Below are 19,293 nucleotides of genomic sequence, written 5' to 3'. Positions count from 1 at the left end.
TTTAGCCCTTCGACTGCTCGATGACGGATGCGAGCGCTCTCGTCGCTAACGTCAGCTTGAATGAGTTATCTTTCGTTGGCGTCGCACCTTGAAATGCACGCGAGGTAACTGCTTCTGCGCCGTGTGGAAGAAGGGACTCGGCTGCTTCGACGCGCCACGGTTTAGGTGCAACCCCGCCGAACGCGACACGGCCGCTTCCATCCGATTGAATGACGGCTGCCACTGAGACGAGTGCGAAGGCATAAGAAGCGCGGTCGCGGACTTTTTCATAGAAGTGCTTGCCGCCAAGCGGCGGCGGCAGCGTGACGGCAATTATCAACTCGTCAGGGCGCAGCGTCGTTTCAACGTGGGGGGTATCTCCCCATAAGCGATGAAAGTCTGCGATTGGAATGGAACGCTGCTGACCGCGGGAGTCTATAGTTTCCACGACGGCGTCGAGCAGCCGCATAGCTACCGGCATATCACCTGGAAAAGTAGCTATGCATGATCCGCTTACGCCTATAATTCCGAGTTGACGAGAGTAGCCGACAATTGCGGCGCAGCCAGATCCGGGACTGCGCTTGTTGCACGCCATATTCGTATCATAGAAATATGGACATCGCGTGCGCTGGAGTAAATTGCCGGCGGTCGAAGCTTTGTTTCGTAGCTGCCCCGACGCGCCCGCTACGATTGCGCGGGTAAGCACTTGATAGTCCCGTCTAACGCGCGCATCCGCAGCAAGGTCAGTGTTTGTCACGAGCGCACCGATCCGCAGTCCTCCGTCGCCGGTAGTCTCGATCTTGTCGAAACCTAGATCTTGAACATCTACGAGGTGGGTTGGTGCCTCAATTTCGAGCTTCATCAAGTCAAGGAGGTTCGTGCCGCCGGCGATAAACTTCGCGCCAGTCCGGCCGGCGACCGCTTGCGCCGCAGATATAGGATCTTTTGCGCGTTCGTATGAGAAAGCCTTCATTCGCGATCTCCGGCGATCTCGGCCATAGCTACAGCAATGTTGGAATAGGCGCCGCACCGGCAAATATTTCCGCTCATCCGCTCCCGCATTTCGATATTTGTGGCGCGGGGCTGATCAATCGGGTTTTCTTGAGCGTGGCTCGGAATGCCCCGCTTGATCTCGTCCAAAACCGCAACTGCCGAGCATATTTGGCCAGGCGTACAATAACCGCACTGATATCCGTCATGCTTGATGAAGGCAGCTTGCATCGGATGGAGCTTATCCGGCGTTCCCAAGCCCTCGATTGTCGTTATCTCGTCGCCATCGTGCATGACGGCGAGACTGAGGCATGAATTTATTCGCACGCCGTCTACCAGAACGGTGCAGGCACCGCATTGGCCATGGTCGCAGCCTTTTTTTGTGCCTGTCAGATAGAGGTGTTCGCGCAGCGCATCGAGGAGTGTCGTGCGCGGGTCAATCGAGAGTTCGTGTTTCTTTCCATTGACTGCAAATCGAACTGAAATATTCAAAATTTGCTCCGCTTTGGCTTCGGACGGAGTTGCGACGCCTGACACCTTTACTGCCGCCGCTGACGCCGCGCTGCCCGCGAGCACGTTCCGACGAGACATTTCGAAACCGGTCGACTTCGACATGGATCTCACCCTTTCCCGGCGGGCTCATTCATGGCTCCGTATTCGCAAGTAACTCGGTGGAAACGGGATTCGTTCAATGAGGGGGCGAAGTTTCTTCTATGTCAGCGCGATTTAGCTCAGCGGCTGGAACAAGGACTCGGGATGCAATGTCAGGAGGAACCATAATATATTGAACGTCGTATGGCATTCAGCAGAAGTCAAAGCCGCCAGACCGCTCATATGGACCAGCATTCACCCACAGAGCCCACTGCGACCGATGATAGAGAACACGAAGAGCAAGACGAGGCGCCGGTCCATTTCGGCGAACTCATCCGTGCGCATCTTTGGATTACGGCAGCAATCGTTACAATACTTGCTGCTGCTGCCGTCGGTGTTCTTGTTTGGTGGCTTAACGCGCGCCACTACGAATGGACCGACGATGCTTTTATCGACGCTCGGCAATTTGCCGTAAGCTCGAAGGTTGCCGGATATATCGATGCCGTAAAGGTAACGGACAATCAACGTGTATCTGCCGGCGATCTGTTGGTGCAAATCGATCCCCGCGATTATGAGGCGTCGCTCGCTCAAGCCAAAGCGCGCGTTTCGCAGGCCGTGGCAACCGTCGGCAACGAAGACGCGCAAATAGACGCGCAGAAAGCCCAAGTCACGGCCGCTGAACAACAGAAGAAGGAAGCAGATGCCGCGCTCGTCTTTGCAAAGCAGGAAAACGATCGCGCTCAGGCGCTCGTCAAATCCGCGGTTGGCACAGTCGAACGAGCGCAGCAGACCCGATCTCAACTGCAACAGGCACAGGCAACATCGGCGCGAGCCATGGCGAGCGTCGAAGCTGCCAAGAAGCAGTTGACGGCGCTACTCGCCCAGAAAGTGAGCGCTGAGGCTAACGTGGAAGCCGCCAAGGCAGACGAAGCGCTCGCCGAGCTCAATCTCTCGTACACACATGTGACATCCGCACAGTCCGGCAAGATCGTCCAGCTGACAGCCGCAAAAGGGCAGTACGTTCAGGTCGGACAAAACCTGATGATGTTTGTTCCGTCGCACATTTGGGTAACCGCGAATTTCAAGGAAACACAGATAACGGATATGCGGCCAGGACAACCGGTCTCTATCGAAATAGACGCTTATCCGAACCGCGAATTCAAAGGACACGTCGATAGCATCCAAGCAGGATCGGGCACCGCATTCAGTCTGCTTCCGGCGGAGAATGCGACGGGCAACTACGTTAAAGTTGTGCAACGCATTCCCGTGAAAATAGAAATCGACAACCCTCCCTCCGACGTAACTCTTGGACCTGGAATGTCCGTTGTCCCCGAAGTGAAGGTCCGATGAGCAACGACGCCAAAGCTGGAGGGCCGCGAAAGATCAATCCCTGGCTGATCGCATTCATTGTTTCGATCGCGACATTCATGGAAGTTTTGGATGTCAGCATTGCAAACGTCGCATTGCGCCATATTGCCGGAAGCGTCGGTGCCTCTTACGACGAAGCGACCTGGGTTCTGACGAGTTACCTGATCGCGAACGCGGTGATCCTGCCAGCAAGTGCTTGGCTGTCATCGATGGTTGGGCGCAAGAAGTTCTACATGTTCTGCGTCGCGCTATTCACCTTCGCATCTTTTCTTTGTGGCATAGCTTGGAGTCTACAATCGCTAATTTTCTTTCGCGTTCTCCAGGGTCTCGGTGGAGGCGGCTTAGCGCCGAGCGAACAGTCAATTCTTGCGGACGCGTTCCCGGCGGAAAAGCGCGGCAGCGCATTTGCAGTCTATGGTCTCGCTGTCGTCGTGGCCCCGACGGTAGGACCGACAATTGGTGGAGCAATCACGGATTATTCCACGTGGCACTGGATCTTCTTTATCAATATCCCGATGGGCCTTCTGTCTCTGTTCCTCGTCGGCACTTTTGTCGATGCGGATAAAAAAGAGAAAACGAAAAACGACCCCAAACGCAGCCTTTGGAATTTCGATTTAGTGGGCTTCTTGCTGGTAGCGCTGTGTCTCGGCGCGCTGGAGGTCGTTCTCGACGAAGGGCAACGCAGCGACTGGTTCGAGTCGACATTTATCATCGTGTTTGCATGCTTGTCGGCAGCAGCATTCGCGGTGTTCGTTCCGTGGGAACTGTCCCGAAAATATCCGCTCGTTAAAGTGCGCTTGCTTGGCACACGCCAATTTGGAATGTGCTTCATCATGATGCTTGTAACGGGCGGCGTGCTTTTCAGCTCTATCCAGCTCCTGCCTCAGCTCGTTCAAAACGAATTTGGCTACGATGCGACGTTAGCTGGCCTATCCTTATCTCCTGGCGGCTTCGTTACAATGATGATGATGCCCATTGCAGGCTATTTGACGGGAAAAGTGCAGCCGAAATATCTGATCGCGCTCGGGCTCGCCATCATCGGTTTTTCAATGTGGACTCTAACAGGCCTTAGCCCAGATCTTTCGTTCTTCTACGCGGTCTGGACTCGCATGTTTACGGCGGCCGGCCTACCGTTCCTCTTTATTCCAATTACGACGGCATCTTATGCCGGCCTCAAAGGCGGCGACACCAGCCAAGCCGCCGGCCTGATCAACATCGCACGCAATCTCGGTGGCAGTATAGGCTTGGCCATGGTGCAGACGTCGTTGCAGCAACGCCAGCAGTTCCACCAAAGCAGGCTTGTCGAAAATGCTGTCCCGTCGAACATCCATTTTCAGGAGTCGCTACGCCAGGCGACAATATTCCTGCAAAGCAGCGGATCTTCGGCGACGGATGCTATGCACCGCGCCGAAGCTCTTGTTGGCCAGGTCATCCTGAAGCAAGCAACGTTACTGTCGTATATCGACACATTCTGGGTAATGGCCGTGGTTTGCTTCATTGCCTTTCCATTTGCCTTTTTATTGCGCTCGATTCCTCTCGGAAAGGGCCCACAACACTAGTCTTTGCGCTGCTATCGTGGGGGTCGCAGCTTGTCTCTTGAACTTTTTTACGGCTCGCGCGTTTGGGGGATCGCCAGCATTGGAGATCCCGCATGCCCATCCTTACGACGGCCATCACGACATTTATTTTACTCGTCCTCATCGGTATCGTCGTCGGAATTTTCATGAATCGCGGCAGCCGGAGTTGGCTCGGGCGCCGGGTCGCAGAAGCGACAGGAATTGGCGACGTCACCTATGCGCTCGTGGGCATCGCAGGGTCGTTCATGGGCTTTCATATCGGTGTCATTCTCGAACTGTTGCCGAGCCTGCTGCTGTATCTCTGCGCCATCGCGGGCGCCCTGCTGACGATTATCCTCTGGCGCCGTGTCTGAGCGCTGAACAAGCCGACCCAGAGCATGGATAGAGCCGCACAAATCAAAACCTTGTTGGAGGAAGCCGACAACGCCAAAGCTTGGTTTGCTAAGTACACCGATGAGCTCAAAGGCGATCCGGCGAACGAAATGCTTTTGCGGCTAAAGGAATTATGTCGGGTGGAATTCGAAAAGCGATGGGACCAACTCATCGATTTGGATGTCGACGTTAGCGGATCGGCAGGCGTGAACAGACGTCCCCGGATCGAAGACTAAGGCCGTCGAGACGCGTCGGACCCAAGAAAGTCGGTCTTTCGGCCTAACTCGGCTGTCGTTATGTCTCGCTTTCGATAAATGTAATCCTGGGCTAAGTTCCAACTGACGCGTACCTTCACGGTTGGAATTTAACGATGTCGGAGAATGACGACGCACCGCCAGTCATTGAGCCTCGCCCTGAGGAGCGGCCGCCCGATATTACTTTGCGAGCGCTTCTGCAGCGCATTCGCCAGCAGGAGCTGCTTGCGGAACTCGGCGTAAGCGCCATGCAAGGCGCGACCCTCGATGTGCTGTTGACGGAAGCGACGCGTCTGACCGCGCAAGGCTTGCGCGCCGACTTCTGTAAGGTCTTGGAATATCTGCCCTCCGAAAACCGTTTCCTGATTCGCGCAGGAGTCGGGTGGGAGCCTGGCATCGTTGGCGTGGCGACGGTCGGCGCTGATACCGAATCGCCGGCCGGTTTTGCATTACGCACAGGCAAGGCGGTCATCTCAAATCACCTAGAGAACGAAGAACGCTTTCGGACCCCGGAAATTTTGGCGGCGCACGGCGTAAAACGTGCCATGAATGTCATTTTGCAGGGCGATGGCAAACCTTTTGGCGTTCTTGAGGTCGACAGCCAGTCGGATGATGATTTTGTCGAGCACGACCTCGCGTTTCTTCAGGGTGCCGCCAACGTCCTCGGCATGGCGATTGAGCGGGAGCGTTACGAAAGATCGCTGAAAGCTGCAATTGATCGCCAAGAAATTCTAATCAAAGAGATCAATCATCGCGTTAAAAATAGCTTGGCTCTTGTCAGCAGCATGCTGCGGCTGCAAGCGCGAGAAGACGACGATCCGAAAATTGCCGAGCGCCTCGCCGAAGCCTCCGCGCGCGTCAACGCCGTGGCGCGTGCCCATGAGCGTCTCTATCAGAGCGATGATATCGAAAGTTTGGATCTTGGCGTCTACGTCGAGCAGATTTGCAAGGATGTCGACGCCGGCGTGTCGCAGCTTGACGTCCAAGTCGAGTCAGAACGCGGGATCATCATGACGACAGATCGTGCGATATCAACCGCCCTTATCGTGACCGAACTCATCACGAACGCAGCCAAGTACGCATACCACGAAAGGACCGGTGGCAAAGTCTGGGTGCGCTTGGCGCGCACTGGCGCCGAGACGGTGATGCTGACTGTACGAGATGAAGGCACCGGCCTGCCATCCGACTTCGATTTTCAAAACGGCAAGAGCCTCGGGATGCGAATGATCAACGCATTTGCGCACCAGCTGGGAGCACAAGTGATCATCAATCGATTGTCGCCAGGTACAGAAATTACTGTATCGCTTCCGTTGAACTTTCAATCCTAGCGGCACAGCCACGTCTCAGAACAGCCGCTATATCCCGAGAAATCGACCGCCGGCAGGCGGCTCCCAAGTCGGATTCTCAAAAAGGCAGCCGGCAATCGCATACTGTTGGAACCCATAAATGGCGCCTCGGGCATGCGAGCCGAATTTGTCCGTCATGAGCCAAGTCGTGAGGGTCTTCATAACCTCCTCCCGCTGGTCATTGTTCATTGTGTCGATAGCCGTCAGTGCTTGTTCGAAGCATGCAAGCGCGCGGTCGGGCGTTGTTCTCGGATCAAGGGCATGCCTGTTTGGGAAGACATCCGAAAGCTTCGTGTACGGTCTGGCTTGGGCCATGTTGTGAGACCTTTTTGCGGCATTTGAATGCGGCCTTTGAAAGGACAACTCGCCACGATCCGGCACGTTCAATGTCAATCCCAAACAATTCTTCTATGGTTTCCTGATTGTTAATGCCGCTCGCCCAGATAGTTTTCCGAGAGCTCGCAGCGGCCCCTTTAATCTTCTCGGCAACCATGGGCATGGCGCTCACGCCGGTTTCAGCCACCCACCATAATAGCCCTCGATTTTGTCCCTTGTTTCCTTGTCCCAAGGTCCGGCTTCATCGAGGAAAGAGGGTCCATTCTCCAAATCCTCCCTGGGAATGCCGACGACATAGCCGCCGGCGTCAGGAACGTATTTCAAGGCTAGCCATGGCACGGGATGGTATTTCTTTCCGAGACCAAGCACACCACCGAAGGACATCACGGCGTAGGCGATTTTGCCGGTACGCTTCTCCAGCATCACGTCGTAGATCTCGCCCATTGTTTTCCCGTCGGCGTCGAGCACAGGAGTTCCCTGCACCTTGCCGGCGGAGATCAATGTCAGCGTTTCATCGGGCGTTTGCATGACCCTCCTTCCTGAAGGTGAAGGCCGGAAGCGATCCGGCTCTTCAACGTTGTTGCAGGCATTAGTGCGGCCTAGGTTCACGATTTGTAGAACTTGTAATCCGGCAACGCTTTCAACGAATCCTTCGTGGCGTCAGTCGTGATTTTCTCGCTGTCGCCGTCTCGACCGACTTTCAGTGAACTGAACGGCACGCCCACATACTTGTCGCCGATACCAAGAAAGCCTCCAACGCTCAACACGACTTCGTCCATCGTGCCGTCAGGTTTCAGAACAATGTCCTCGATGCTGCCGATGTTCTCGTTGGCATTGTTGTAGACCTTAGCGCCAACGAGCTTGCTGGTACGGAATTCATCTGCCGTCTGCATGTTGTCGGCTGCGAATGCTGGGAGCGTTGCCGCACTAGCCATCAGTAAGCCAGCGGCTGCGAGAACGTTGAGCGATAGTTTTTTCATCGGGCATCTCCTTGCTTTGTGCTTGCAAAAGATTCCCGCCGTTGGATTGTTCCAGTTAACCTGAGGTCTATCTCGCAGGCACCTCGGTGAACGGAGGTCGCTTCGCGTCTCGCGCGCCCCGCTTTCATCGTGCCGAAACGCTCTGTCAAACACTCTTCCAGCATCGGTATCGTTGGCGACCACCTGTGCCTGGCAACGGTCGGGGGACGTTTTTCGCGGGGAGACGCCGGTTCCAACAATCAACGCGGGGAACGGGAAGGCAGCAAGAGAAGAGGCTGCAGTGAACCAATAGACGCTAAAAGCACCATCGTGGCTGTTTTTGCTGTCCCGTCGCATCCGCTGCATCCGGCGCGGCCGTCGTTCCGTTGAAGGGAAGGCGGCGCCCTACAGCAACGCGCACGATGTCGATCGACGCCAACTCTCTCTCAAGAACGTGGCATGTCCGCTGTGCAGGTCGAGCGATCTCGAATGGGTAGGCCCATAACGCGGAATTACGAGCTCCAAAAGGCCGAGCTGCGGTTCAAGCCCGGTCACCAGATTGACATGCGAATGACTCGCCTGCCGGTGGTCACAACCGAAGTGACTACTGCCGCGGGCTATGGGCGGAGGACTAGTTTTTGTGCTTTTTGCCTTCCAAATCTCTTGGATCGACGTTGTGGATCTGACTGCTCGGGTCCGTGCCCTGCTTGGCGGGCTGGTCGCCGGGCAACAATGGCTTGTTTCCCTCTGCCGGATCGGCGGGATGAGGTTGACCGCTTCCTTGCGCCGCCGAACTTTGGCCGGTCGCATTCTCCGGGTCATTGTCTGCCCACGTGTTATAGCTCAATGCGACAAGCGCAAAGCCGCCGACGAATACAAAAATCAACGCATGTAGCGCGGTCACTCTCATAATCCCGCAAACACTGCGAACGCAGATTAGTTGCCTGCTGATCCGCGATGATTGATGGCGTGCGAATAATCCATGCTGGTGGAACGTTGCTCGGTCCCGAGACGTTGCTCAGGCAAAGGAGATCAAAATGGCTGTCAACAAGCCGACGGGGGATAGCGCCCGGAAGGGTGCTGTGCGGAAGCGCTCGCAGATCGCAACCAAAATCCAAGGCGAAGACACGTGGACGAAGCGGAGCAAAGAAACCGGCGAATTCATGAGTCAGAAGAAAGCGCCGGCCGCGACGAAGTATAAGGGCGTGCGCAAGGAACAATGACAAGCGAAAACCAAAATCGCGATCGGCGCAAAGGGCCGTGGCCGCTCGTCCTCTCTATAGCATTAGTGGGCGGTGCGATTGCCATTGGCATCATGGCGTGGACGGTGCACCTCGGCATATTCGAGGGGAAGGGTCTTTAGCTTGAGCCTTGAGCAGGTGAGCAATAGCCGTCGCTGACTTCACGAAAAGACTAGGCAATGCCGATTCCGCAGCGAAAATCGCGAGAGCTAGAGGACTGTTGACCAACGAGGTAACGAGTGCAAGTTGGCGGGAATCTTTCAGTTCCGCCGAAAAACAGACTTCAATCTGGGCAATGCGGGCGTCGCGTACATCATGCTGAAGAACCACCGGAATCACTAATGCTGCACGATGTATCGAAACCTGTCCGTCCCCCGCACACGTCGTAGGAGCTGAAACGGTCCGTATTTGCTGGCTTTTTTGAGCCTTTTTGGATCGGACCGGACTGCATCGGATAGAGGATTCTGGCGGAGGCGGTGCTCGCCGCACTGACGAACTAACGCGTTTTTCTCATAGCTGAATTTCAGCTCCGCTATTGGTGCGTCCCTACAGTCTGTACCTCAATCCGACCGTGCCGGCAGGTCTCGCACGATCCAGCGCGTATTCTTGATCGACCATGCGCGCGGTCCCGATGGAGCCCGATTAGTGCTGGCCCGGCGGTAGGGAGCTAGATAACGAACAGCTTGCCATGCGGCACGTCAGGACTATCGCGTTGATGATGGGTTTCCGGCTCGCGCATCACGGCCATGTTATAGGCGATGCGAACATAATTTTCATCGAGCGCCATAAACGGACCCGAGGCTGACGTCCTTTTACCTCGGTCGACGCGGCAAGAAAGTTGAGCGCGACGCAGTCATCTGGAATCGGCGTCGCCCTGGGTCGAAAACAGCGAGGCCAAACGCGACGAAAGTCATCGCTGGCCTGCAACCATCTTTCGACCCAGTCGGCGAAGCATCCCTAAAACAGATCGGCTCCGTCTTCCAATGCCCGCGCTATTTAAGCAGCGGCGTCACAGCGGGGAGCACAGCCAAGCGCCTAAGCAGGCTTTGGGCGTCGTCACTTTGCATGCGATCTGCGAGGAATGACATGTCGTCATGCCAGAGCCATCATCGCATTTCGTGTGGACCGGGCCCTTGCCCACGCGGCCCTGCCCATAGATGACATTTGCAAGGCCGTGCGTCGAGAAGAGGTAGGCGATATCGTGAGTCATAGCTTCGCCGACCGCTCCGACCTTGACGCAATTACCAGCCTGGGCTGTTGCCGAAAGTGCGCAGAAGGCCACCGCGGCGGCCAGGCCGAGTTTCAAAGAACGCATTTGCCCCTCCAAAATTAGTTTATCCCGTTCACGAAACTAGATGAGCTTTGCTCTCGGCGACAGAACCGGGCTGCCGCATGCCGGGTTATACGGAAAGAAAATTGGAAAGCGTGCCGCATTTGCCACCCATCCCGCGGCTTGGAGTGCTCAGCGCGAACAATCCGTAATCATCCGGAATAAAGTCTCATATGAGCCGTTGCAGAGGTTCCTTCTTCTGCGTCCGGGAACTTAATCGGCCTTCTCAAGGTGACGTTGGCGGAACTGAGCAGGCCCTTCGCCAGCGATTTGCCCAAACGCCTTTGCAAAAGCGCTCAGCGACGAATAACCGACTTCGATCGCCACATCGCTCACCCGTCTTCCGCGAATCAAAAATCCCATGGCCATCTGAATTCGCGCCTGCGCAAGCCAAGCTTGCCAAGTCATGCCGGTTTCTCGCGCGAACGATCGACGAAAAGTGCGTTCCGACTGCGCTGCGATTGCTATGGCCTTCGATAGCGAAACAGCGCTGAGATCAGCCAAGGCATAGTCCATGGCGCGGCGGATAGATGGATGTTGAGCGCCGGGCAAGAACAACGGAAGTTCGCTTTCCAGCCATTCACCGCACAGCAGCGCTAACGTGCGTAAGAAGCTGTCAGCCAGCGGATCGCTCTTGCTGGCGCCGAGCGGCCAACGAACTGCATGCAAGATCATTCCCTGCATCAAGCGGCTCCCGATCAAAATTCGCACATGCCGCGTCTCGTCTTCGATGGCATCCGGCGAAAAATACAGGGAGGCAACGCCACCCGTAACCAGGGAGCGATGCAGGGTTTCCGCGGGAATCCATGCCGCGCGGCCTTGCGGAAGGATATGACGCCCGCGTCTCGTCTCAATCTGCGCGGGACCGCCCGTCGCGTAGATTAATTGATGGTAGTCGTGTGCGTGCCAATCGTAGAGAACGTCGCGCGCCGCATCGACGAAAGCAAAGCCGACGCCGGACGGCCTGTCGAGGCCGTAAGCGTGAAGGGCGTTTCGGGTTTCAAGGGCATTGAGAGTCTGCATGGCCGATTTTCGCTCTTATTTGGCCGGCGATCGTTAGCCGGTCCGATCGCCCGTGGCTATCATTCTGTTCGAACAGAGAGGATGATATGAGCACCGATACCCATAACCAGCGCATCGTCGACCAGTTCACCCGCTGGGCGAAACCGTTTTCTGAACTTCCTATTCACGCCGAGAGCGGAGCGATGACGCGTACGCTTGAGGCTTGTGAGTTGAAGCCGAAATTGGATGTTCTCGACGTCGCTTGCGGCCCGGGCATTCTTGCCTGCGCCTTGGCACCCCATGTGCGCACCGTGACGGGCATCGACATAACGGCCGCCATGATCGAGCAGGCGCGGGCGCGGCAGATGAAGGCCGGGCTGCAAAATCTCGAATGGCATATCGGTGATGCGGCTGCACTGCCCTTCGAGACAGGCAGCTTTGATCGAGTGACGACGCGTTACAGCTTTCATCACATGCCCGAACCTGCTGCCGCGCTCGCGGAAATGAAGCGCGTATGCCGTTCCAACGGACGCATCATTGTCATCGACGCGACGCCTTCACCAGAAACGCAGTTTGCCTACGACGAAATGGAGCGGCTGCGTGATCCCTCTCACGCAAGTGCGTTGACCCTGGAGCAACTCCGTGAAATCGGCAGGGAGGCTGGGCTTGGCGAAGTCATCGTCGATGCTTATCGTCTCGAAGCCCAGCTCGACACACTGGCAGAAGCATCCGATATGCCTGCGCTTACCACGATGTTCGATGCGGACATCGCGTCCGGCAAGGATCATATTGGCGTTGCAGCCTGGCACAGCACGACCGGCATCCGGTTCCACTTCCCCATTTCGATCATTGCATGGGAGCCGCGGAGCGTGGGCGGATGAGCCGCAGGCTCTTCGTCGGCGCGTCGTCCGCTCGATCTAACGCAATTCTCCATAGTCCGTCAGCCGGCAGCCAACACGATCGCAGCGCCAAAGCAACGCGGGACGCCGCTCCCGCGCCCCGCTAAATTGCCTAGCAGGATGGGCATGAGGGGGAAGTGCCGAAATGAACGTGCTGCACGGCGTTTGCGGGCTCGCGGGCCTGTTGCTGATCGCATGGATTTTCAGCGAGAACCGTTGGCGCGTGCCGCTGCGTGTTGTCATCGCCGGGGTTGCCTTGCAGATCGCTTTGGCATTCCTTTTCACCAAATTCCCGCCGGCAACGAAAGCATTCCTGCTGCTGAATGATGGCGTCACGGCGCTTCAGCAAGCGACCGACACGGGAACGGCATTGGTTTTCGGCTATCTCGGCGGCGGCGCCACGCCTTTCGTTGAAGCGCATCCGGAAGCGAGCTTTGTGCTGGCATTTCGCGCTTTTCCACTTGTTCTCGTGATTAGCGCCATCGCGTCGGTGCTGCTGTATTGGGGCATTCTGCAGCGTATCGTCGGCGCGCTCGCATTCGCTTTGCGCCGAACCCTCGGGATTGGCGGCGCACTCGCGCTTGGCGGAGCGGTGCATATTTTCGTCGGCATGGTGGAAGCCCCGCTGCTCGTGCGGCCCTACCTCAAGACGATGTCGCGCGGTGAGCTTTTCGCGCTGATGAGCTGCGGCATGGCCGGCATTGCCGGGACCATGATGGTCATCTACGCGGCATTGCTGGGCTCCGTCATCCCGGACTCGCTCGGTCAGATTCTGATTGCCTCAATCATCAGCACGCCGGCGGCTCTCGCCATCGCGGCATTGATGGTCCCCTTCGTTCCGGACCCAAAGGAAGCGAGCGAGCTTTCGCTGTCGGATCCGCCGCACAGCACGATGGAAGCGATCGTCCGCGGAACGATCGATGGTATCAGCATCGTCGCGACGATCATCGCCATGCTTATCGTGCTTGTCGCTCTCGTCAGCCTTGTAAACCTTGCGCTTGGCCTACTGCCGTATTCCGGCACGCCACTTACGTTGCAGCAGTTGTTTGCCTATGCCTTCTGGCCGCTGCTCTGGCTGATCGGCATCCCCGTCGCGGACCTTTCGACGGCATCTCTACTGATGGGTACGAAGACCGTGCTGAACGAATTCGTCGCTTATCTCAACCTCTCGAAGTTGCCGGCCGACGCTTTGAGCCCGCGCACGCGCCTGATGATGACCTATGCGCTTTGCGGCTTCGCCAATTTTGGCAGCCTCGGAATTCTTGTCGGTGGCATGACGACGATGGCGCCCGAGAGGAAAAATGACATCATTTCGCTCGGACCGCGCTCCGTACTTTCCGGCACGCTCGCGACGATGATGAGCGCAGCCGTCGTCGGAATGATCAACTGACGCGCAGCCGACGCCTATTTCCTTAAGAAAACATGCAGTTCGTGGTGTGAATTCGAAAAATATAGCACCACGGGTACTGGGAACCGCCGTTTCGGTCACTACGTTCTCTATCGGCGTGGGCAGGGGGCTGCCTGCTTCGAGGGATGTTCCCGATGAGGACACACGGATATTCGGCCGAAGAGTTGTCGCGTTTTTATGCCGTCTTGGATCGCGCCGTGCGCGAAGCAGCAGAGCGCGAAATCGAACTCTCCATTCCCACCATGGTGCAGCGCCTGTTCTTTGCCGCAGACCACGGCGAACGTGAAGCCGATAGGCTCATCGCAGCCATATTTGGTGATGCGGCAACGGTTGGTTGTGCGTCCGCTGCATAATCAAAAAATTGTTCCGCGTTGCGAAACAAATTCCCCGCTCGCGCGTATCTGCTGCGATGATGGGGGTCATTCATGGCATCACATCCCATGGGGTACGAGCTGACGCAGCGGGCCATTCGCATAACCTATGAGCGTGCGATTGATGCCTATACTGTCGAAAGCGCGGTTCGTTATCACAGCGAACTCGTCGATCTTCTCGCGATCGAAGCGATGATCGTCAGAATGAGCGACCAGAACGAGACCGCGAAAAAGGCGGCGATCGACGACATTACCGCCTGCGCCAGTTATCATCGGGACGTCGTTGATCGGCTGACAGACATCATCGAATCCAACCGGCAGCTGAGTTGGCGCCCCTGACGCCATGCAAAGTCGGAGCTGGGGGCGATGTTGTCCAGCCATCGTCTTGATGCGCACCTTCTGTATGCTGTTGATAAATTCCGCCTCCGGCTTGCCTCGAATCGCTCACAAGCGGACGTTGCATACGTCTCCCATCATTGGCAAATTTTGGTGAGATCTACACCCCGGCAGCAGCCCTCGCTCGTCCGGGGTGTCCTTTTAAGAATTGCCACGCTCCGCTCGCGCGGTGCATTCGGAAGTCGATCCAAAAAATTTATCTGACTCTCGGAACCTCGAGGCAGCGAGAAGCGTCCTTGCTCGTGCCACGGTTCTGGCGTTCCCCCGCGCCAATTTCCTACATCGTGGCCGACCCCAGAACACCCCGGCTCCCCCCGCGCCGGGGTGTGCCCTTTCTGCCCGGGCCGGATGTTTCTTAAATGAGCGGTTGGTGAGCGGCGGATTGCATATTTGCGCGCGAGTACCCAACTGCGGGTAATGCCCTCCGACCGCGTTCCTCAGCCTGATTTGTTTGGTCCGCTCACCTTGCCGGGACTTCGCTATCGCGACGACTTTCTGTCCGAGGATGATGAGAGCGGCCTCATTCGCCACATCGATGCCGAAGACCTCGCGCCATTTCGCTTTCAGCAGTGGACCGGCAAGCGCCTCACGGCGACGTTCGGCTGGACCTACGATTTCGAAACGGGGAGGTTCGGCCCCACGCGGCCACTGCCAGCATTTCTCACGCCGGTACGCGAACGCGCCGCGCAGTTCGCCGGGCTGTCCGCCAGCCGCCTGGAACAGGCGCTTCTGATCCGTTACGACGCCGGCGCGGGGATCGGTTGGCACCGCGATCGTCCGGTCTTCGGGGAGGTCATCGGGATTTCGCTTGGATCGCCTGCGCCGATGCGTTTTCGGCAGCGGCTCGAAAAAGGTTTCAGGCGGACAACCGTTCCGCTTGCGCCGCGTTCGATCTATTTGCTGTCCGGGGAGGCCCGGCATGAGTGGAAACACAGCATCGATGCGCTGCCTGAGGCGCGATGGTCGATCACCTTTCGGACGCTATCGGAAAAAGGCCGGGTAAAAAGCTCCCGGCCTGAGTAATCCATGTGATTGTTTAGAAGCGCCGCTGCGCGGCATCGATGAGTTCCGAAATATATCTCTTCGCACGCCCCTCGATCTGCGCCGGCGAATACCCTTCCTCACGCAGACGAGCGCGTAATTTCTGGACGGTATCGACAGCGCCCGAGCGTGCCATATCCACGGCCCGATCGAAAGACGCAAACTTCTGGGGATGCGTGCGCCGGTATTGCCAGATTACCGCCCCGACAGCGAATCCGATCGCCCCGGCCGCGATAAGCGCGACAGCCGGTTTGTTCAGACCGCCGTCTTCCGTGTTTGCAGTTTCGTCGTTCGCATTTTCATCCGGCGTGTCGTGTGCATACGTCATCTTGAAATCACTCTCTCTGGCTAAAAGATCACGAGGTGTGCGGCTGCTGTTGAGCCTGGGACTTGTCGCCGTCGTCGGAAAAACTAAAGACATAAAGTCCGGCCGCGACCGCCAGAACCAGCGGCCAATTCTTTGTTGCGGTCCTGAGTAACGCGGGAAGCAGGATAGGTGCGGCCGTCGATACGATGCCTATCAGCTGCTCGTTATCGAAAAACGATTTGGTGGCGTCGACCGGCTCTTCGCTTGCTGCCGCCTCCGGCTCCTCGTCCATAAGCGGGGACGAGCTGCGGAGTTTGACGACAATCGCAATGATGCCGCCCAGAACAACGAAAGCTGCCGCAACGATGAGATTGCCGATTTCCGCACCGTAGGTCCGATTGACGTAAATCGACAAGCTCGCCGCGCCAAAGCCAAGCGCGACGATAAACGGAATGGTAATCAAAATCCGATTGCCAAGATCGGCAATCGCATTGTCAACGCTGGCCTCAGCTCTCTCGAACAGGCTTGCAAACATGGGCGCCCTCCGAGCTTAGGCTTTCCAAATGGCGCCAAGAATGAAACCTGCGGCGACGGCCATGCCGAGCGTCGTCAACGGTTGCTCCGCGACGGATTTATCGACTGCGTTCGAAAAATTTTTCGCGACTTTCTGCATACCGTCGCCAAGCTCTGCGCCCTTCGACGCCAGCCGCTCGCCCGTATCCTGCAGATTGGCCGCCGTCCGTTCGAGCGAATCCATGGCGCGCATACCGGCGTCCACCGCCTTATCGGTTAAATCGTGTGAAGCTGATCTGACGTTTTCCGAAGTCTCTGAACTGGCCATGCCGTTCCTCCCGAAACCAAAACGATTTGCAACGCCAACGCCTCCCGGCGATCGTTTGTTCCGGGGCAATACCTTCAGGACGCTAGGCGATAGGACGCATGCCGATCATTTTGCGGATCGCAGGGACGGCGTCGCGCTTCCTCGATCTCATAAAGGCGGTTCAATCGCTCCAGGATCGGAATGGAGGTCGTCCAATCCATGTCGTCCTGCAAGATGCGTTTCAGATCTTCCGCCGATCGTTCGGCAAAAATTTCGACCCAATGCACCGGCTCCGCAAAGTTGCGCGGCAACGGGCCGAAGGACCTACGAAAACTCGAATTTTTTTCGCTCATTGAGGGGTAATGCCGTCTACGGACGGAGGTTCCCCGGCGGCACCCGCAGCGTCCGCCCCGCGCTATCAAGTCAATGATCGGAAAACGAGATTCCGTTCTCATAAATTCTCGTAACCGAAGCTGCGTAGTTCTGATGCGGTGCCTTTCGACCTCCCAGCCAGGCTGTCTCTTTCTGAAGCGCACCTTCGCAGGCCGCTAACCGCCCCACAAAATAGCCGTGCCAAGACACCCTCCGGCAAGCTTCGTCAGGCACATTCGCAGCGATGAATGCGGAAAGGCGGAGATTGCCATGAAATGGCTCGGGATCGTAGCGGTTGCCTGCACGATGTTTGCCGGAGCGGCAGCGGCCGGCGAGATGGACGGCCGTCGCCCGGGTGGCCCAGGTGGCGGCGGGCAGAACCCCTGGAGCCAGAACTCCGGCGTCTTCGTCGATGTACCCTGGTCGGCGATCGACAACGGCAACAATTCCGGCATTCCGCCGCGCAGCGACTATGAGATCCACTGTCGCGACGTCCGTCACAGCTGCTTCGGTCAGTTTGGAGTGAGCGAGCCGGGCTATGGCCAGTGCATGGCAAGCCGCGGCTGCTAAAGCGTAAGACCTTCCGGGCGCGGAGTACGCCCGTTTACGCCTCCACTTTATCTTGCGTTTTCGTCTCGAAATCGCTGGCGTCGTGGCGCTCGCGCAATTGCTGATTGAGCGCCCCGGAAATGCGATTGACCATGCGGCCGCGTTTGACGGCAGGACGTTCCGCGATGGTGTTCGCCCAGCGGTTGACGTTGGTGTAGTCCTGAACCTGCAGGAACTCGGCCGCACCGTAGAGATCACCGCGGACAAAATTGCCGTACCATGGCCAGATCGCGATATCGGCTATTGAGTAGTCGTGCCCTGCCATGAAGGCATGCGCGGCGAGATGGCGCTCCAGGACGTCGAGCTGTCGCTTGGTCTCCATCGCGAAACGATTGATCGCATATTCGATCTTGATCGGCGCATAGCTATAAAAGTGACCGAGGCCGCCGCCGAGATAGGGTGCGCTCCCCATCTGCCAGAACAGCCAGTTCAGCGCTTCTGTGCGCGCATCTGGGTCAGCAGGCAGCAGCGCGCCGAACTTTTCCGCAAGATAAAGAAGAATGGCGCCCGACTCGAAGACACGCCGCGGCTTAGGCCCACTGCGGTCCATGAGAGCTGGAATTTTTGAGTTTGGATTGACCTCGACGAAGCCGCTGCCGAACTGGTCGCCCTTATCGATGCGGATCAGCCAGGCATCGTACTCAGCGCCTTTATGGCCGAGCGCGAGCAACTCTTCGAGCATGATCGTGACCTTCTGGCCATTCGGCGTCGCGAGCGAATAAAGCTGCAGCGGATGCCGTCCGATCGGAAGCTCCCTGTCGTGCGTCGCTCCGGCGATGGGACGGTTGATGTTGGCGAATTGCCCACCGCTTGGCGCGTCCCAAGTCCAGATTTTCGGCGGGGTATAATCGGATGAGTTTGTCATGGCTGGAATTCTTGCATTGAAGGACGTGGCGCCGCTTCGCTCGTAACAAGTGGACGGGATGCCGCTTCATGTGACGGAGCGCACCCAACATGACCCTTATCATCCATTCGCGCCAGCCGCACGCCGAGACGACAAGCGCGTCGTTTTGCAACGCTGCCCGCCCCGGCGCCGGCATGTAGGCCGGACATCCGGAGGGTACGAATTTGTTCGCTTAATCCGGACACCGGCAGCGTTATGCTGCTTTCTGCCATTTCGCCGGTCCCTGGGCCTTGAGCTGTTCTTCGAAATCGCCCACGCCGAATGGCAGAACCGGCTGCAGTTGGTCGTCGAGAAAGACGAACAGGACGTCCTCGGCGTTTCGGAAACTGAAAAACACGATCACGTCGTCCTCGCCGCCGCCTTCGAGATGCGGATCGCCATTGGCGACGCCGACGACATAACTGCCAACGGGGCGGATTTCTTTCATGTCGCCGTTCGGTTTGTAGAACCTCAGCTCTCCCTGCAGCACCAGCGTAATGTAGGGCACTTTGTGCTGGTGAAGCATTATTCTCGACTGCGCACCGAACTTGAAAATGGCGTCGACGATGCCGTTTTTGCGGTCGACATTGTAGACGTAGAACCAGAGGTCATCGAAACCCTCAAGCTGCCGCCAAGCAATATTGCTGTCATCGAATGTGTTGCCGGACACGACGTTCCTCCGTTGTTTCGCGATGATATCTGGGCGCAATGCAGCGTCCTGAACGGAACATCGGCTAGCAAGCCAGCGCCGACTACGGCGAAAAGCCCAGCGGCCGCCGGGCAAATTTCCCGACGAAGCAAGTCGGCGCTTCACGCGCTGTCGGCGCCCCGATAGATTGTGC

At 57.3% G+C, this 19,293-nt stretch carries 25 protein-coding genes; 12 read left to right on the top strand and 13 right to left on the bottom strand.

Annotated features, from left to right (window positions below):
- Nucleotide 1 precedes the first annotated feature (1 nt).
- Nucleotides 2-952 carry an FAD binding domain-containing protein gene (locus RLW41_RS22785; RefSeq protein WP_409560302.1) on the bottom strand — a complete coding sequence of 317 codons (951 nt, stop codon included), beginning with the start codon at nt 950-952 and terminating at the stop codon, nt 2-4.
- Nucleotides 949-1,584: an aldehyde dehydrogenase iron-sulfur subunit PaoA gene (gene paoA, locus RLW41_RS22780; RefSeq protein WP_409560301.1), complete on the bottom strand. Its 636-nt coding sequence runs from the start codon at nt 1,582-1,584 to the stop codon at nt 949-951. Before paoA ends, RLW41_RS22785 begins: the two co-directional genes overlap by 4 nt.
- Before the next feature lie 219 nt (nt 1,585-1,803).
- Here paoA and RLW41_RS22775 point away from each other — a divergent pair, with 219 nt between their 5' ends.
- From RLW41_RS22775 to RLW41_RS22755, 5 genes are all read left to right on the top strand, one after another.
- Nucleotides 1,804-2,910 (top strand): HlyD family secretion protein, encoded by a 1,107-nt coding sequence (locus RLW41_RS22775; RefSeq protein WP_414463000.1) that lies wholly within the window; start codon nt 1,804-1,806, stop codon nt 2,908-2,910.
- Nucleotides 2,907-4,487, top strand: a complete 1,581-nt coding sequence (locus RLW41_RS22770; protein WP_414462999.1) for a DHA2 family efflux MFS transporter permease subunit — start codon at nt 2,907-2,909, stop codon at nt 4,485-4,487. Before RLW41_RS22775 ends, RLW41_RS22770 begins: the two co-directional genes overlap by 4 nt.
- A 92-nt stretch (nt 4,488-4,579) precedes the next feature.
- The gene (locus RLW41_RS22765; protein ID WP_409560298.1) at nt 4,580-4,858 is read left to right on the top strand and encodes a transglycosylase; all 279 of its coding nucleotides are present in this window, start codon (nt 4,580-4,582) and stop codon (nt 4,856-4,858) included.
- Between the two features lie 24 nt (nt 4,859-4,882).
- Nucleotides 4,883-5,113 carry a hypothetical protein gene (locus RLW41_RS22760; RefSeq protein WP_414462998.1) on the top strand — a complete coding sequence of 77 codons (231 nt, stop codon included), beginning with the start codon at nt 4,883-4,885 and terminating at the stop codon, nt 5,111-5,113.
- Between the two features lie 134 nt (nt 5,114-5,247).
- Nucleotides 5,248-6,459, top strand: a complete 1,212-nt coding sequence (locus RLW41_RS22755; RefSeq protein WP_414462997.1) for a sensor histidine kinase — start codon at nt 5,248-5,250, stop codon at nt 6,457-6,459.
- A gap of 522 nt (nt 6,460-6,981) precedes the next feature.
- Here RLW41_RS22755 and RLW41_RS22750 read toward each other — a convergent pair.
- From RLW41_RS22750 to RLW41_RS22740, 3 genes are all read right to left on the bottom strand, one after another.
- Entirely contained in the window at nt 6,982-7,341 is a 360-nt protein-coding gene (locus RLW41_RS22750) for a PRC-barrel domain-containing protein (protein ID WP_409560294.1), read from the bottom strand.
- 77 nt (nt 7,342-7,418) lie between these two features.
- Nucleotides 7,419-7,793, bottom strand: coding sequence for a PRC-barrel domain-containing protein (locus RLW41_RS22745; RefSeq protein WP_409560293.1), 375 nt, complete (start codon nt 7,791-7,793; stop codon nt 7,419-7,421).
- A gap of 610 nt (nt 7,794-8,403) precedes the next feature.
- Nucleotides 8,404-8,676, bottom strand: coding sequence for a hypothetical protein (locus RLW41_RS22740; protein WP_414462996.1), 273 nt, complete (start codon nt 8,674-8,676; stop codon nt 8,404-8,406).
- Between the two features lie 133 nt (nt 8,677-8,809).
- Here RLW41_RS22740 and RLW41_RS22735 point away from each other — a divergent pair, with 133 nt between their 5' ends.
- The gene (locus RLW41_RS22735) at nt 8,810-8,995 is read left to right on the top strand and encodes a hypothetical protein (protein ID WP_414462995.1); all 186 of its coding nucleotides are present in this window, start codon (nt 8,810-8,812) and stop codon (nt 8,993-8,995) included.
- A gap of 1,027 nt (nt 8,996-10,022) precedes the next feature.
- On the opposite strand, the gene RLW41_RS22730 is transcribed toward RLW41_RS22735, so the two are convergent.
- Together RLW41_RS22730 and RLW41_RS22725 are read right to left on the bottom strand one after the other, a co-directional pair.
- The gene (locus RLW41_RS22730) at nt 10,023-10,328 is read right to left on the bottom strand and encodes a hypothetical protein (RefSeq protein ID WP_409560290.1); all 306 of its coding nucleotides are present in this window, start codon (nt 10,326-10,328) and stop codon (nt 10,023-10,025) included.
- Nucleotides 10,329-10,556: 228 nt separating this feature from the next.
- A complete protein-coding gene (locus RLW41_RS22725) occupies nt 10,557-11,366 on the bottom strand; it encodes an AraC family transcriptional regulator (protein WP_409560289.1) in 810 nt (269 codons plus the stop codon).
- Between the two features lie 86 nt (nt 11,367-11,452).
- Between RLW41_RS22725 and RLW41_RS22720 the strand changes: the two genes are divergently transcribed.
- The 5 genes from RLW41_RS22720 to RLW41_RS22700 all read left to right on the top strand — a co-directional run bounded on the left by RLW41_RS22720 (nt 11,453) and on the right by RLW41_RS22700 (nt 15,442).
- A complete protein-coding gene (locus tag RLW41_RS22720; RefSeq protein ID WP_414462994.1) occupies nt 11,453-12,226 on the top strand; it encodes a methyltransferase domain-containing protein in 774 nt (257 codons plus the stop codon).
- A gap of 163 nt (nt 12,227-12,389) precedes the next feature.
- Entirely contained in the window at nt 12,390-13,634 is a 1,245-nt protein-coding gene (locus RLW41_RS22715; RefSeq protein ID WP_409560287.1) for a NupC/NupG family nucleoside CNT transporter, read from the top strand.
- A 152-nt stretch (nt 13,635-13,786) separates the two neighbouring features.
- Complete coding sequence (locus RLW41_RS22710) at nt 13,787-14,005, top strand: hypothetical protein (protein WP_409560286.1); 219 nt, start codon at nt 13,787-13,789, stop codon at nt 14,003-14,005.
- A 72-nt stretch (nt 14,006-14,077) separates the two neighbouring features.
- Nucleotides 14,078-14,362 (top strand): hypothetical protein, encoded by a 285-nt coding sequence (locus RLW41_RS22705; RefSeq protein WP_414462993.1) that lies wholly within the window; start codon nt 14,078-14,080, stop codon nt 14,360-14,362.
- Between the two features lie 447 nt (nt 14,363-14,809).
- Complete coding sequence (locus RLW41_RS22700; RefSeq protein ID WP_414462992.1) at nt 14,810-15,442, top strand: alpha-ketoglutarate-dependent dioxygenase AlkB; 633 nt, start codon at nt 14,810-14,812, stop codon at nt 15,440-15,442.
- Nucleotides 15,443-15,455: 13 nt separating this feature from the next.
- Here RLW41_RS22700 and RLW41_RS22695 read toward each other — a convergent pair whose 3' ends face one another.
- From RLW41_RS22695 to RLW41_RS22680, 4 genes are all read right to left on the bottom strand, one after another.
- Complete coding sequence (locus tag RLW41_RS22695; protein WP_409560283.1) at nt 15,456-15,788, bottom strand: hypothetical protein; 333 nt, start codon at nt 15,786-15,788, stop codon at nt 15,456-15,458.
- Between the two features lie 28 nt (nt 15,789-15,816).
- On the bottom strand, nt 15,817-16,302 hold the full coding sequence (locus RLW41_RS22690; RefSeq protein WP_409560282.1) for a hypothetical protein: 486 nt from the start codon (nt 16,300-16,302) through the stop codon (nt 15,817-15,819).
- A 15-nt stretch (nt 16,303-16,317) separates the two neighbouring features.
- On the bottom strand, nt 16,318-16,608 hold the full coding sequence (locus RLW41_RS22685) for a hypothetical protein (protein ID WP_414462991.1): 291 nt from the start codon (nt 16,606-16,608) through the stop codon (nt 16,318-16,320).
- Nucleotides 16,609-16,682: 74 nt separating this feature from the next.
- Nucleotides 16,683-16,874 carry a hypothetical protein gene (locus tag RLW41_RS22680; RefSeq protein ID WP_414462990.1) on the bottom strand — a complete coding sequence of 64 codons (192 nt, stop codon included), beginning with the start codon at nt 16,872-16,874 and terminating at the stop codon, nt 16,683-16,685.
- A gap of 355 nt (nt 16,875-17,229) precedes the next feature.
- Here RLW41_RS22680 and RLW41_RS22675 point away from each other — a divergent pair, with 355 nt between their 5' ends.
- Nucleotides 17,230-17,529: a hypothetical protein gene (locus RLW41_RS22675; RefSeq protein ID WP_409560279.1), complete on the top strand. Its 300-nt coding sequence runs from the start codon at nt 17,230-17,232 to the stop codon at nt 17,527-17,529.
- 34 nt (nt 17,530-17,563) lie between these two features.
- On the opposite strand, the gene yghU is transcribed toward RLW41_RS22675, so the two are convergent.
- Together yghU and RLW41_RS22665 are read right to left on the bottom strand one after the other, a co-directional pair.
- Nucleotides 17,564-18,433, bottom strand: coding sequence for a glutathione-dependent disulfide-bond oxidoreductase (gene yghU / locus RLW41_RS22670; protein ID WP_414462989.1), 870 nt, complete (start codon nt 18,431-18,433; stop codon nt 17,564-17,566).
- A gap of 232 nt (nt 18,434-18,665) precedes the next feature.
- Nucleotides 18,666-19,121 carry a hypothetical protein gene (locus RLW41_RS22665; RefSeq protein WP_013948096.1) on the bottom strand — a complete coding sequence of 152 codons (456 nt, stop codon included), beginning with the start codon at nt 19,119-19,121 and terminating at the stop codon, nt 18,666-18,668.
- Nucleotides 19,122-19,293: the final 172 nt, after the last annotated feature.

It is taken from the genome of Hyphomicrobium sp. DY-1 (genome assembly GCF_047497105.1).
In the GTDB taxonomy this organism is placed as follows: domain Bacteria; phylum Pseudomonadota; class Alphaproteobacteria; order Rhizobiales; family Hyphomicrobiaceae; genus Hyphomicrobium_B.
The sequence above is the reverse complement of the archived record's forward strand: the minus strand, read 5'-3'. Positions and strand labels throughout refer to the sequence as shown.

Excerpts from the sequence above, each read along its gene's own strand:
- RLW41_RS22785 (WP_409560302.1), bottom strand. The coding sequence starts at position 952 with ATGAAGGCTTTCTCATACGAACGCGCAAAAGATCCTATATCTGCGGCG.
- RLW41_RS22675 (WP_409560279.1), top strand. The coding sequence starts at position 17,230 with ATGAAATGGCTCGGGATCGTAGCGGTTGCCTGCACGATGTTTGCCGGA.
- paoA (WP_409560301.1), bottom strand. The coding sequence starts at position 1,584 with ATGTCGAAGTCGACCGGTTTCGAAATGTCTCGTCGGAACGTGCTCGCG.
- RLW41_RS22705 (WP_414462993.1), top strand. The coding sequence starts at position 14,078 with ATGGCATCACATCCCATGGGGTACGAGCTGACGCAGCGGGCCATTCGC.
- RLW41_RS22775 (WP_414463000.1), top strand. The coding sequence starts at position 1,804 with ATGGACCAGCATTCACCCACAGAGCCCACTGCGACCGATGATAGAGAA.
- RLW41_RS22760 (WP_414462998.1), top strand. The coding sequence starts at position 4,883 with ATGGATAGAGCCGCACAAATCAAAACCTTGTTGGAGGAAGCCGACAAC.
- RLW41_RS22750 (WP_409560294.1), bottom strand. The coding sequence starts at position 7,341 with ATGCAAACGCCCGATGAAACGCTGACATTGATCTCCGCCGGCAAGGTG.
- RLW41_RS22695 (WP_409560283.1), bottom strand. The coding sequence starts at position 15,788 with ATGACGTATGCACACGACACGCCGGATGAAAATGCGAACGACGAAACT.
- RLW41_RS22755 (WP_414462997.1), top strand. The coding sequence starts at position 5,248 with ATGTCGGAGAATGACGACGCACCGCCAGTCATTGAGCCTCGCCCTGAG.
- yghU (WP_414462989.1), bottom strand. The coding sequence starts at position 18,433 with ATGACAAACTCATCCGATTATACCCCGCCGAAAATCTGGACTTGGGAC.
- RLW41_RS22735 (WP_414462995.1), top strand. The coding sequence starts at position 8,810 with ATGGCTGTCAACAAGCCGACGGGGGATAGCGCCCGGAAGGGTGCTGTG.
- RLW41_RS22765 (WP_409560298.1), top strand. The coding sequence starts at position 4,580 with ATGCCCATCCTTACGACGGCCATCACGACATTTATTTTACTCGTCCTC.
- RLW41_RS22725 (WP_409560289.1), bottom strand. The coding sequence starts at position 11,366 with ATGCAGACTCTCAATGCCCTTGAAACCCGAAACGCCCTTCACGCTTAC.
- RLW41_RS22690 (WP_409560282.1), bottom strand. The coding sequence starts at position 16,302 with ATGTTTGCAAGCCTGTTCGAGAGAGCTGAGGCCAGCGTTGACAATGCG.
- RLW41_RS22730 (WP_409560290.1), bottom strand. The coding sequence starts at position 10,328 with ATGCGTTCTTTGAAACTCGGCCTGGCCGCCGCGGTGGCCTTCTGCGCA.
- RLW41_RS22715 (WP_409560287.1), top strand. The coding sequence starts at position 12,390 with ATGAACGTGCTGCACGGCGTTTGCGGGCTCGCGGGCCTGTTGCTGATC.
- RLW41_RS22745 (WP_409560293.1), bottom strand. The coding sequence starts at position 7,793 with ATGAAAAAACTATCGCTCAACGTTCTCGCAGCCGCTGGCTTACTGATG.
- RLW41_RS22685 (WP_414462991.1), bottom strand. The coding sequence starts at position 16,608 with ATGGCCAGTTCAGAGACTTCGGAAAACGTCAGATCAGCTTCACACGAT.
- RLW41_RS22720 (WP_414462994.1), top strand. The coding sequence starts at position 11,453 with ATGAGCACCGATACCCATAACCAGCGCATCGTCGACCAGTTCACCCGC.
- RLW41_RS22770 (WP_414462999.1), top strand. The coding sequence starts at position 2,907 with ATGAGCAACGACGCCAAAGCTGGAGGGCCGCGAAAGATCAATCCCTGG.
- RLW41_RS22710 (WP_409560286.1), top strand. The coding sequence starts at position 13,787 with ATGAGGACACACGGATATTCGGCCGAAGAGTTGTCGCGTTTTTATGCC.